Source organism: Arthrobacter sp. MYb224 (assembly GCF_002975455.1).
Lineage (GTDB): Bacteria > Actinomycetota > Actinomycetes > Actinomycetales > Micrococcaceae > Glutamicibacter.
The window spans coordinates 113235-125367 of record NZ_PCPU01000006.1 but is presented as its reverse complement, the minus strand read 5'-3'; the positions used below and the strand labels follow the sequence as shown (position 1 = coordinate 125367).

Here is a 12133-nt window from a genome sequence, read left to right as displayed (position 1 = left end):
TAGCCACCAGCTGAACTCCGCGCGCAAAGCGAACTAACCGCGGCCAATATAGGGCATCCCTGCAGCGGTAATGGTGAGCTGATTGACCGAGACGGTGAGTGGGCTGTTAGCCAGGAAGGCTACGGCTTGCGCTGCCTGTTGCAGGTCGAATGTTGGCTCAACCTTGCGCGAGCCGTCGGCTTGCAAGGCTCCTTGCGAGGTGCCGAGTTCGTCCATGATGTCGCTAGCAGTGTTGCCGATGTCGATCTGTGAAGCGCAGATGCCAAACGGGCGGCCATCGAGTTCAATGGACTTAGTCAGCCCCGTGATGGCGTGCTTGGTAACTGCATAGGCCACCGACCGTGGTCGGGGCACTTGAGCGGAAATTGATCCATTGTTGATAATTCTTCCGCCGCCATGCAGCTTCATATGCTTAAAAGCTTCGCGGGCACAATTCATCGCTCCGGTCAGGTTCACCTGGCAGACTTTCTCCCAGTCCTCCGCGCTTAGCTCATCGATGGAGACCGCGGGACCGAACGTTCCGGCATTGTTGAATAGCGTATCGAGACGACCAAAATGCTCGGTCGCCTTCGCAAATAGGCATCGAACCTCTTCGGCGGAGGAGACATCGGCTTGGACCACTAGAGCGTTGCCGTGGCCTTGTGCTGCTTCCTGCAGTGTCTGTTCGGTGCGTCCGGCCAAGACCACATTCCAGCCCTGGGCTAGTAGCAGCCGTGCGGTGGCCCGACCTATGCCGGAGCCGGCTCCGGTGATCAGGATGCTGGACGTCGGCATGTTTGCAGATGGCATATTAACTCCTTTTGGCATCTAGCCTAGTCGCAGGTGCCATGGCAGCCGCGTATGTGAATCCGCCGGAGCATGCCTGAAGTTCGGCAGGTCCAGCGAAGCCGATGCAGGTTGCCGCGGGAAGGACAACTAGGCTTGGAAAGACTCAAAAATGAACTTTGAAGGAGTCTTGTGTTCCTCGACGTGCTGTTCGGTGTCCTGCCGCTGTTCTTCGTGATGCTCATTGGCTACGCGGTCAGTTATTCACCGAAATTCCCGCCCAGCGTGGAACCGGCTCTGAACGTTTTTGTCTTTTACGTGGCACTGCCTGCATTGCTGTACAAGGTGGTTGCCCGGGCCGATGTTAGTCGGGGAGTTCCGTTCGATTTCCTGTGGGTCAGCATCGTCTCGACGTTGGCATTCGCCCTCATCTGTTGGGTCCTTTTCCGCTATGTGTTGCGCGTAGAGCGCGGGCGGAGCCTGGCTGGCATGCTCAGCACCAGCTTTGGCAACGTCTCCTATCTGGGAATTCCGGTAGTTCTCGGGGTGCTCGGCAGCCAAGCCGGTCTCGCCGCAGGCATGGGGCAGCTGGTCCACAACGTTATTTTTATGGTGGGTTTTCCCATCTTGGCCCAGCTGATGATGCCGGCAGGCCCGGGAAACAGGCATAAGCCCAGCGGTCGCCGGATCGCGTTGACGGTTCGCAATGCACTGCTTTATAGCCCGGTTACCTGGGCCATGGTGTTTGGCGGAGCAGTGGTGATGTGGGGGATCCCCATTCCGAAACCGCTTGATGACACCGTAGACCTCATTGCCGCCGCGGCAGCCCCCGGAGCCTTGTTCGTAATCGGTCTATCCTTGCGGCGCACCGTTCAGCGCACCCTGGACCGGCGGGCGGGGACGGCGCATACCAAGGTGCGTGGAGCCAAGCGAACCATGCTGGTCATGGTGGTTGGCAAGCTGGCGGCCTTGCCTCTGCTGACCGTTTCGATGCTCTGGATATTCGCGCCGGATCTCGAATCGATGTGGTTCAACACTGCGGTGCTTATGGCAGCTATGCCGACCTCCGCCACGGCCTACATCATGGCTCACAATGACACCGGCGATGGTGAGCCGACGGCGCTGGCCATCGTGATTACCTGCGCCCTGTCGGTAATCGCGCTTCCGGTCTTGGCGCAGCTGGTGCTCAAGTAGATCCTCGCGGGCAGCACTTCTCTTCATGGTTGAAGCTCGCGCCGAAGCGGGTTCGTGGAACGATCCTGGCGCCAAGCACGCAGCGCAATGATCTTTCGATGCCTCCCTTGAGCCCCACGTCCGTTTGACGTGGGCCATTTAAGAACATAAAGGCCATGCTCGGCGCCTCCGGAACATGGCCTTTATGAAGTTTTGCACCCCTAGGGGTCGGCGAACTAGTTTCTGCGCAGCAGGCGGTCCAGGAAGCTCGGTGCCGAAGTGTTGATGCGTGCCCGCGGGGACATGTCAGGGTCCAGATTCTCGATTGGCTGGAACATGCCCGTCTGGAGCGCCGCGGTCGCCGAGAGAACCCGCGCTTCCTTAGGTGAGTAGTTGATGCTTGCCGACTGGTTGGCGGTCATGGCGACCCTCCTTTTGCGATAAGTTGATTCCGTAATGCGGAAGTTTATTTTTGTCCTACGAAAACAGTATGTCGGGTGAGCGCGGCTCCTGGCAAGGGGATCGGCCTAAAAACTTCCCTGCGACCGAAATTTCCGACAATAAATCACACTTCAAAAAATTTCCCTCGAAAACCACTTGACGGAGGTAGTGTGAGTTGGCTTACAGTAGTGGAACGAAGATTCCACGATCCAAAAACATCGAGTCGAAGCCGATAGAACCATCGGTGGTAAGGGTGTTCAGCCATCGGATCGTGGTGTAAGAAAAGAGCTGATCACCCGATGGACCTGCATGTTTTTAACAACTTACCCGAGGCAGACGCTGCCGCCGTCTTGCGGCCATGCCTCGATGTGGAGCGTTGGATCAACGAGCTTGTGGCGGCACGCCCCTATGCAGACAGTGCTGCGCTAACGGCCGCAGCCCAACGCAGTGCCGCGCCCTTTGGCGAGTCAGAAATCGCTGCGGCGCTGGCGCATCACCCCCGCATCGGCGAGCGGGCTCAGGGAGATTCCGCCGAAGCTTCGCTCTCCCGGGGCGAGCAAGCAAGCCTGCGGCTCGATGACGATGTCACCTCCCGTCTGGCCGAAGCCAACCGCCGCTATGAAGCCCGCTTCAACAGGGTTTTCCTCATCCGTGCCGCGGGGCGGAGCAGCAATGAAATCCTCGCCGAATGCGAACGCCGCCTCGGCAATGACGAGGACACCGAATTGCGCGAAGTAGCCGAGCAGTTGCGTGCGATTGCGCTGCTCCGCATGTCCAGCGCGGTCAGTGGCTAAAGCCAACCCTTGAGCTAAGGAGTACTTCATGGATGAATCGACCGCAGTACGCAGTCACATCACCACCCACATTCTCGACACCGGGACCGGGAGGCCTGCCTCCGGTGTCAAGGCCACGCTGGAAGCCAACAGGGCATCCGGCTGGCAAGAAATCGGATCCGGACTCACCGATGCGGACGGCCGCATCAAGACTCTGGGGCCGGCTCAGGTTGAAGCAGGACGCTACCGGATTTCCTTCGAAACCGGCGACTACTTCGGGAAGCAGGGAACGGAAAGCTTCTTCCCCGCGGTAAGCATCGACTTTTACGTCAATGACGTCGACCAGCATTACCACGTACCTCTTCTTATCAGCCCGTTTGCATATTCCACGTACCGAGGAAGTTAGAACCATGACTACCGAAATCAATGCCCCAGCAGGAACCAAGATCGTGCTTGGATCCAACCAGTATGGCAAGGCCGAGGTCCGCCTGGTAAAAATCACCCGCGACACCGATCGCCACCAGATCCAGGATCTGAACGTCACCAGCCAGCTGCACGGCGACTTCACGGCCGCCCACATCGACGGAGACAACGCCCGAGTCGTACCCACCGACACCCAGAAGAACACCGTCTACGGATTGGCCCGCAACGGCGTGGGCGCTATCGAAGACTTCCTGGTTCAGCTGGGAAATCATTTCACCGGCGAATTCGACTGGATCACCGGTGGCCGATGGGCGGCGCAGCAGTTCTTCTGGGACCGCATCAACGATCACGACCACGCCTTCTCGCAGAACAAGTCCGAAATTCGCACGGCCGTCCTGGAAATCGGGTCCGACGGAGAAAAGAGCATCGTCGCGGGGCTGGAAGGCCTCACCGTCCTGAAGTCCACGGGCAGCGAGTTCCACGGATTCCCGGTTGATCGGTACACGACGCTGAAGGAAACCACCGACCGCATCCTGGCCACCGATGTCACCGCCCGCTGGCGCTATAACCCGGAGGCCGTCGCGGCCGGCATCGACTACGACGCCGTATACAGCTCGGTGCGTTCGCTGATGCTCACCCAGTTTGCGCAGACCCACTCGTACGCGCTGCAGCAGAGCATGTACAACATGGGCCAAGCGGTTCTTGAGGCGCATCCGGAAATTGCAGAGATCAAGATGTCCCTGCCGAACAAGCACCACTTCCTGGTGGACCTGGAAGTCTTCGGCCAGGACAACCCAAATGAAGTGTTCTTTGCCGCAGATCGGCCCTATGGACTGATCGAAGCAACCCTCTCCCGCGAGGGAACCGAGGTCAACCATCCGGTGTGGGCCAATATCCCTGCATTTATCTAACCCGATGTGAAAAGGGTGTGCCGGTGCGGACACACCGGCACACCCTTTATGGCAGCGACTGACGTAGGAGGTCAGCCTTGAGCGCTACACCTGATGAATCTATCAAAGCACTACGGCCAGAGGACGCTAAATTACCATTTGGCAAGTCACTGGCCTACGGGCTTCAGCATGTCCTGACCATGTACGGGGGAATCATCGCCCCGCCCTTGATCATCGGCGGTGCGGCGGGGCTGAGCAGCGAAGAAGTCGGATTGCTCGTGGCCAGCTGCCTGTTCATTGGCGGGCTGGCAACTATCTTGCAGACTGTAGGAATTCCCTTCTTCGGAGCTCAGCTGCCGCTGGTCCAGGGAACCTCCTTTGCCTCGGTCGCCACGATGGTTGCCATCGTCAACGGGGGAGGAGGCATCCAGGCGGTCTTCGGCGCGGTTCTCGTTGCCGCGCTCATCGGGTTCCTCATCGCGCCGTTCTTCGCGCGGGTGATTAGGTACTTCCCGCCGGTGGTCACCGGGGTGGTCATTACGATGATCGGCATCTCGCTGACTCCGGTCGCGGCGAACTGGGCCATGGGAGGAAGCGCCGAGGCTCCCGATTACGGTTCCTTGCCGAACATCGGGCTCGCCGCCGGTACGCTGCTCGCCGTGCTGCTGCTTTCCAAGGTCGGCAACGCCGCAATTTCGCGGATGTCGATCCTTTTGGCTATCGTCCTCGGCACCGTGGCCGCGGCCCTGCTCGGGATGGCAGATTTCTCCGCGGTCGGTACCGGCTCGGTCTTCGCCTTCCCGCAGCCGCTGGCCTTTGGCATGCCGGTCTTTGAGCTGGGCGGAATCATTTCCATGACCATCGTGGTCCTGGTTATCCTGACCGAAACCACCGCCGATATTCTGGCAGTCGGTGAGATCGCCGGATCCCGGGTGGATTCAAAGCGCATTGCCGACGGGCTGCGTGCCGATATGGCCTCCTCGGCCTTGGCTCCGCTGTTCAACACCTTCACGCAGTCGGCCTTCGCGCAGAACGTCGGTTTGGTGGCCATCACCGGGATCACCAGCCGCTTCGTGGTCGCGGCCGGTGGCGGCATTCTGGTGGTGCTCGGCCTGCTGCCGATCCTGGGGCGTGTGGTCGCCGCGATTCCTACCCCGGTGCTCGGCGGTGCCGGAATCGTGCTCTTCGGCACCGTAGCCGCCTCCGGAATTCGAACCCTGTCCAAGATCAAATATGACGGGATGAACCTAGTCATCGTGGCCGCATCGATCTCCTTTGGCTGCGTCCCGATCGTCAAGCCGGACTTCTATGCGAGCTTCCCAAGCTGGTTCGAAACGATCTTCCACTCGGGGATCTCTTCGGCCGCGATCATGGCGGTGCTGTTGAACCTGCTATTCAACGAACTGAAATTCGGGAATTCGAAGAACTCTTCGGTGTTCTCCGCCGCCCCGCCGCGCATGGTGAAGCGCGAAGAAATCTGCGGGCTGATAGAGGGAGACCACTATGAAGGTGGAAAGCTCATCGACAAAGAGGGTTACGAGATCCCCGTGGTCACGCCGGAAGAATTCGAGCAGATCCAGACGGGGGCCATCGAGATGCCTGTACCCAGAGTTGCCAAAACCGCGGAACACTGAGGAAACGGCTGAACCTGCCCCCAGCGTCGACGAAGTGCTCGATGACGAGAAATAACCATCAGCGGATAGTGCTCGCAAACCCCGGTTTGCGAGCACTTTCATTTGTGCTCCAACTATTCTCCGGCCGCACTTGCGCGGGCGATGATGCCCGCGGCAGCGAAGATGGTCTACCAGCGGACCCCGAGGGCATTGAATTCGGGCGTTCCCATGGAAACAAGCAATGCATTGAATTCCTTGGTCGATGGGCGCAGTGAACCGATTTCCTATGGAGGCCCTGGGACGGATCCTTCCGGTGCATGCTGCACGAATTCGAACCTGGTGCGGCCACGTTCCGCTCGACGTTTTCCGCACTATGAGCAGTGGGCATGGTAAGCGAGGGAAATCTCGGAAATGGTACAAACCCCAATTCAGCCCTTAGCCGTTGGGTGTCTTCCCGGACTGCGACATCTCGCGAGCGGATGCTACCTTGTAGCCAATCATTTAACCCGGAGTTTAGACCCTGAATCGTTCGGGAGCAGCCCGCTTGGCGGGGGCGGGTCGAAAAGAATCGTAGCTGGCGGTAAATAGCCTGCATGAGTCCTGAATTCGCAGGGATGCCAGATGGTGGGCAACGCGTGGAAGGTCGCGCCTGCGCGTGAACAGTCCTAGGCACCAGCGGCGCATTGGAACTGTCGGCGTTTTGCGAGGGTCTAAGCTGGATGACTGTGAGTCCAGCAAATCTTTCCATCGGCGTTGACATCGGTGGCACCAAAATCCTTGCAGCCCTCGTGGACGAAGAGGGGAACGCCTTCGGGCAGATCCGCCGCGAGACGCCCGACCATGATGTGGCGGGGACAGAACGTGCCCTGGCTGAGATGATTCGCGAGCTCTCGGAGGGCAACGAAGCGTTGCCGGTGGGTATTGGCGCTGCTGGCTGGATGGACCGCAAGGGGCAGAATGTGCTGTTCAGCCCCCACCTGTCCTGGCGAAATGAACCGGTGCGCGACCGCCTGATGAAGCTCGTTGGACACGAGGTGACTCTGGTAAATGACGCTGACGCTGCCGGCTGGGCCGAGCACCGTTTCGGCGCAGGCCGCGGTGAGAGCGATATGGTGTGCCTGACCCTCGGAACGGGAATCGGCGGGGCAGTGATCCTCGGAGGGCAGATCCACCGAGGCAAGTCCGGCATTGCTGGAGAATTCGGGCACCAGGTGATCGTTCCCGGCGGCCATCGGTGCGCGTGCGGCAACCGCGGTTGCTGGGAGCAATACGCTTCTGGCAATGCCTTGGGCCGAGAAGGAGCCGAACTTGTGCGCAGCAAATCGCCGGTGGCCTTCCGGCTGCGCGAGGCCGTGGACGATGACCCGGAGGCCGTCACCGGCGCAGAGGTAACTCGACTTGCCGCAGAGGGCGACCCGGCCTGTGCCGATCTCATTGCGGATATGGGCGAATGGCTTGGTCTGGGCATCTCGAATCTGGTCTCGGTTCTGGACCCGGGAACCGTCGTTATCGGTGGCGGTTTGGGTGCTGCGTCGAAGCAACTGGTTTCCACGGCGGAGGAGACCTATCGCCGCACCCTGCCTGGCAGGGGATACCGTCCTTTTGCGAAGATCAGCCAGGCGGAATTGGGCCCGGTGGCCGGACTGATTGGGGCTGCTGATTTAGCGCGGTTTAATCAGCAACAATAATGAATAACATTGACAGGACATTAGGACTTATCTAGGCTCGGGTTGTTACGCAACATGGGAGCGAGGTCTTGGCATGGTCCTGCGCACAAAACCAAGCCGAATCCGCGGCTGGCCCTTGACTGTCGTTTTGGGGACCTATGCGGTCGCCATGTGCGGTACCACGATGCCCACCGCGTTGTATCCGATGCTTCAGGATGAATACGGCCTAAGCACCGCCGCCTCAACGCAACTTTTTGCGATATACGCCATCGTGGTGCTCGCGGTATTGTGCATCTTCGGTTCCCTATCTGATGCCATTGGCCGAAAACCCGTCATGATCCTGGGGCTTCTCGCTTCGGCCGCCAGCGGAATACTCTATGCAATGGCCGCCGAGGCACCCATGCTGTTCATTGCCCGCACCCTTTCCGGGGTGTGTGCCGGGCTGGTCACTGGAACGGCGACCGCCTATCTGACTGATCTGGTCTCCAGCTCCGGACGCGGTGCCAGCATTTCCAGCGTGGCCAATATGGTGGGTCTGGGCAGCGGGCCAGCCCTGGCTGCATTTCTGACCTTCTTCTTCCCATCCGTCCCGATGATTGCTTTCAGCGTTCACGCAGTACTTTCAGGTCTGTGCATCGCATTGCTTGCCATGGCCCCGGACAGCGTGATGCACCGCGGACACGGATTGAAACTCAGCCTTCCGCTGGTGCCACGCGTCACATTGCGCGACTTCTGCGTGGGCGGGCTGATGACCTTGGGCTTCGCGGTGATGGGCGGTTGCACCGCGATGACTTCCATTTTGGTGGTCCGTGCCTTCGGCATTACGGACCTGCGATTGCTGGGGCTCATCGGATCATTGATTTTTGTCGCCACGGCGGTGGGCCAGAAGGCCGGAGGGAAGCTGGTGAGCGAAAAAATTCACCTAGGGTATGCCGGCTTGGCGATTGGTGCGGTGCTGATAGCTCTAGCACCAAGACTTGGCGGAAGCTTGGCGATGGCGATGTATCTTGCCGGCTTGATCGTTGCGGGACTGAGCCACGGCGCATTGTTCCCGGTAGGCCTGGGAATCGTGTTGCGCCGCATTGAGCCGCGACATCGAGGCAGCGCCAGCTCAGCCTTTTGGGTGCTGGGCTACGCACTGACTGCACTGGGTGCCTTAGGGCTGGGCTGGGTAGGCCAGATCAGCGGCGAATCGATGGCGGTAACCTACTTTGGTGCAGCCATCGCGCTGTGTGCGCTCGGCTGTGCCAAGCTGCATCGCCGCTGGGCCGGTCCTGGGAATCGAGTGATCTCAACTAGTTTTTAGGGCCGGATTTGGCTCGGCAGGTGCTGGCCCAGAAGCCGTGGTTCACGCTTGCCGCTGTTCTCCATGTTGCATAGAACACGCTAATAATTGGAATGAGGCGAAGCTGTTCTTAGTTGGATATCGGTAGAAGAAGACCGAGCCCGGCAGTGGCCCAATCCAGTGGCCGCGGGCCGATCCGAAAGGTATGAGTATGACTATTGCATCTGACGAAACCCAGATCGGCTCCGGCGCGATCAACTCCATCTTTGGCGACTCACGCACCGCCAACGCCTTCGCCGGCGAAGTCACCGAGGCGCAGGCCCAGGAGATCTACGAGCTGGCCAAGTTCGGCCCAACTGCCTTCAACTCCCAGCCGCTGCGCGTGACCTACGTACGGTCCGACGCAGCACGCGCGAACCTGGTCGACGCGCTGTCGCATGGCAACAGGGCCAAGACTGCCGCAGCTCCGCTGGTGGCAATCCTCAGCTATGACACCGCATGGCACGAGCAGTGGGATAACTTCCTGCCAGGCTACAACGCACCCAAGGCCATGTACGACGCCGATGCCGACTTCACTGCCTCCACCGGCAACAACAACGCCCACCTGCAGGCAGGCTACTTCATCCTGGCTGCACGCAGTCTGGGCTTCGCCGTTGGACCCATGACCGGTGCAGACTTCTCCGCCATTGATGCTTCCTTCTTCCCAGAAGGCGACCAGAAGAGCTTCTTGGTCCTGAATATCGGCCAACCAGCCGAAGGCGAAATCGGTGCACCAAAGGACCGCTTCGACTACGAAGCAGTCGTCCGCACTGTCTAGGGGCCGCTCGACGAACTTTAGCAACGCACAAGCGAAGCCCGGAATTCATTTTCGTGAATTCCGGGCTTCGCTAGTTGTTGAGCCAGTTTGCTAGCGGGTAGCCAGCGAAGACCTCAGCGCAGCATCGGCGTCGAGAAGTACCTTGGCGGCCACCTCAAGCCCCTCAACTGCACCCAATTCGGTATCCTCGTGCTCGATATTCACCAGCATCTCTGGGTCCACTTCGTGCAGGGCACGCAGGAACTCGGTCCAGAACGCGGTCCCGTGTCCCTTGCCCAAGGCCACGAAGTCCCAGGCCGAGTTATCCGGCCATTCATTAACCCATTCGTCCCCGCCCATATTGGTGCGTGGTTCGTCCGCGCTCTTTTTGCGGAAGCTGTTGTCCAGCACCCCTTGGATAGCCGCATGCGGGTTAATGCGCACGTCTTTGGCGGCGGCATGGAAGACCCATGAGCCAAGATCCCGAACCACGGCCACGGGATCCATCTGCTGCCAGAACAGGTGCGAGGCATCGAGCTCAACGCCGATGTTGCTGGTGCCGGCGCGTTCGATGAGTTCACGGAAGCTGGCCGGATTAAAAGCAAGGTTCTGCGGGTGCAGCTCCAGGGCGACCTTGACGTTGTTGTCCTGGGCCAGGATATCCATCTCCTTCCAGAACTCGGCCGCGAGGCCGTACTGGTAATCCAACTGCTCCAGTGCTGTCGAGTTCCAAGCGTTCACCACCCAATTGACTCGGGTGGCACCCGGTTCACCGCCGGGCAAGCCGGACATGGTCACAACACGATGCTGTCCCAGGCGCTGCGCGAGCCTAATGCTGCGGCGGATATCTTCGGCGTGCCGGTCGCCAATAACCGGGTTGGGATGCAAGGGGTTGCCATTGCAGTTCAGCCCGGCAATCTGCACGCCGGCGTGGTCAAAGATCTCCAGGAAGTCGTCCCGGGCGCTATCGCTTTGCAGAATCTGGTCGAAATTGGGCACATGGACTGCTGGCAAGAATCCGCCAGTGTTCAGCTCGATGCCGGTCAGTCCCAGGTCTTTGATGATCTTGAGCGCTTCGGGCAGGGGGCGGTCGTGGAGGATTGCGTTGTATACACCGAGTTTCACAGGGCTGCCTTCTTTCCGTCGTTGCCGGCGGACTGGACGACCGCCTGCAGGATTTGCATATTGTGCACTCCCTCGTCGAATGTCGCATTCGGGGGAAGGTCGGTGTCCAGGCCGCAGACTTCGTCGAGGAAGGCACGGGCTTGATAGCTGAAGGCGTCGTTTTGGCCGAAGCCGACACCTGGTGCGTCCATGGGCAGCCCGCCGCCGAGGTAAGCATGCTCCGGACCGAGGTTCACCGTGCGATAGCCGTTGGTTGCCGAAGGTCCTTCGGTGAGCATGATTTCGATTTCCGACGGACGCAGCTGGCTGAAGCGTGCCGCGCCCTTCTCGCAAAAGACCTCGAAGGCCAGTGAGTTCGGGTGGCCGGCGGCGACACGGGAGACTTCCAGGCTGCCGGAGGCTTCGGCGAACTGGACGTTGAACGCCGCATAGTCGTCGTTCTCCACCGGTTCCGATTTATCACTTAGTTTCACCAGGTCGTGTCCGGTCACGGCGCCGGCCGGCAGGAAGCGTTCGGTGATGCTGGTGCTCAGCTGCCCGCCGCTGACCGAAACGATGTCGCCTGCCAGGAATTCGGCGATGTAAGACAGGTGGCTTCCCACATCGGCCAGTGCGCCAGAGCCGGCCTCACCCTTGAACCGCCAGCTCATTGGAGCCTGTGGATTGTGGCCGTAGTCGGTCCAATAGCGACCAGAAAAATGCAATACCTTGCCCAGGGTGCCATCGGTGATTAGGTTCCGGATCGTGGCGATACCCGGGGTGCGGCGGAAGGTGAAGCCGACGCGGGCAATGGAGTTGGCGTTGCGGGCCGCTGTGGCCATGGCCTGGGCTTCTTCTAGGGTGTCGGCCAGCGGCTTTTCGCACAATACGTGCTTGCCGGCGGCCAGCAGACCTTCAACGGCTTCGCGGTGGAAGCGGTTGGCAATCACTACCGAAACGACATCAATGTCCGGATCGTTGGCCACCTCTTGCCAGGAGCCCAGTGCCTTTTCGTAGCCGTAACGCTTGGCAACTTTGGCTGCGAGCTCGGTGTTCACATCGGCCACCGCGACGTAGCGCAGCGGTGGCAGGTTGGATTCGTAGAGGGTGGGGGCGGTGCGGTAGCCGGCGATGTGGGACAAGCCGGCCATGCCTGCGCCGATGACTGCGATTCCGATGCTTTTTGTCACGGATTCTCCTGGG

General features: G+C 60.0%; 12 protein-coding genes. 8 read left to right on the top strand and 4 right to left on the bottom strand.

Annotated elements, in window-relative coordinates; all coding sequences use genetic code 11:
- Positions 1-33: 33 nt before the first annotated feature.
- Positions 34-789, bottom strand: a complete 756-nt coding sequence (locus tag CQ017_RS12695; protein ID WP_105554015.1) for an SDR family oxidoreductase — start codon at positions 787-789, stop codon at positions 34-36.
- A gap of 168 nt (positions 790-957) precedes the next feature.
- Between CQ017_RS12695 and CQ017_RS12690 the strand changes: the two genes are divergently transcribed.
- Positions 958-1959, top strand: coding sequence for an AEC family transporter (locus CQ017_RS12690; RefSeq protein WP_105554014.1), 1002 nt, complete (start codon positions 958-960; stop codon positions 1957-1959).
- A gap of 215 nt (positions 1960-2174) precedes the next feature.
- On the opposite strand, the gene CQ017_RS12685 is transcribed toward CQ017_RS12690, so the two are convergent.
- Entirely contained in the window at positions 2175-2360 is a 186-nt protein-coding gene (locus tag CQ017_RS12685; RefSeq protein WP_096282807.1) for a hypothetical protein, read from the bottom strand.
- Between the two features lie 318 nt (positions 2361-2678).
- Between CQ017_RS12685 and uraD the strand changes: the two genes are divergently transcribed.
- The 7 genes from uraD to CQ017_RS12650 all read left to right on the top strand — a co-directional run bounded on the left by uraD (position 2679) and on the right by CQ017_RS12650 (position 9847).
- Entirely contained in the window at positions 2679-3173 is a 495-nt protein-coding gene (uraD, locus tag CQ017_RS12680; RefSeq protein ID WP_105554013.1) for a 2-oxo-4-hydroxy-4-carboxy-5-ureidoimidazoline decarboxylase, read from the top strand.
- A 28-nt stretch (positions 3174-3201) separates the two neighbouring features.
- Positions 3202-3558, top strand: a complete 357-nt coding sequence (gene uraH / locus CQ017_RS12675; protein WP_105554012.1) for a hydroxyisourate hydrolase — start codon at positions 3202-3204, stop codon at positions 3556-3558.
- Positions 3559-3562: 4 nt separating this feature from the next.
- Positions 3563-4486: a factor-independent urate hydroxylase gene (gene pucL, locus CQ017_RS12670; protein ID WP_096282801.1), complete on the top strand. Its 924-nt coding sequence runs from the start codon at positions 3563-3565 to the stop codon at positions 4484-4486.
- Positions 4487-4563: 77 nt separating this feature from the next.
- Positions 4564-6099 (top strand): nucleobase:cation symporter-2 family protein, encoded by a 1536-nt coding sequence (locus tag CQ017_RS12665; protein ID WP_181150551.1) that lies wholly within the window; start codon positions 4564-4566, stop codon positions 6097-6099.
- A gap of 704 nt (positions 6100-6803) precedes the next feature.
- Positions 6804-7766 carry an ROK family protein gene (locus CQ017_RS12660; RefSeq protein ID WP_258133620.1) on the top strand — a complete coding sequence of 321 codons (963 nt, stop codon included), beginning with the start codon at positions 6804-6806 and terminating at the stop codon, positions 7764-7766.
- A 73-nt stretch (positions 7767-7839) separates the two neighbouring features.
- Complete coding sequence (locus CQ017_RS12655; protein ID WP_105554010.1) at positions 7840-9051, top strand: MFS transporter; 1212 nt, start codon at positions 7840-7842, stop codon at positions 9049-9051.
- A 190-nt stretch (positions 9052-9241) separates the two neighbouring features.
- Positions 9242-9847: a malonic semialdehyde reductase gene (locus CQ017_RS12650; protein ID WP_096282795.1), complete on the top strand. Its 606-nt coding sequence runs from the start codon at positions 9242-9244 to the stop codon at positions 9845-9847.
- 90 nt (positions 9848-9937) lie between these two features.
- Here the strand turns inward: CQ017_RS12650 and CQ017_RS12645 are convergent, their stop codons facing one another.
- Together CQ017_RS12645 and CQ017_RS12640 are read right to left on the bottom strand one after the other, a co-directional pair.
- A complete protein-coding gene (locus CQ017_RS12645; protein ID WP_105554009.1) occupies positions 9938-10951 on the bottom strand; it encodes a sugar phosphate isomerase/epimerase in 1014 nt (337 codons plus the stop codon).
- A complete protein-coding gene (locus CQ017_RS12640; RefSeq protein ID WP_181150550.1) occupies positions 10948-12120 on the bottom strand; it encodes a Gfo/Idh/MocA family protein in 1173 nt (390 codons plus the stop codon). The genes CQ017_RS12645 and CQ017_RS12640 overlap by 4 nt, the downstream gene beginning before the upstream one ends.
- Positions 12121-12133: the final 13 nt, after the last annotated feature.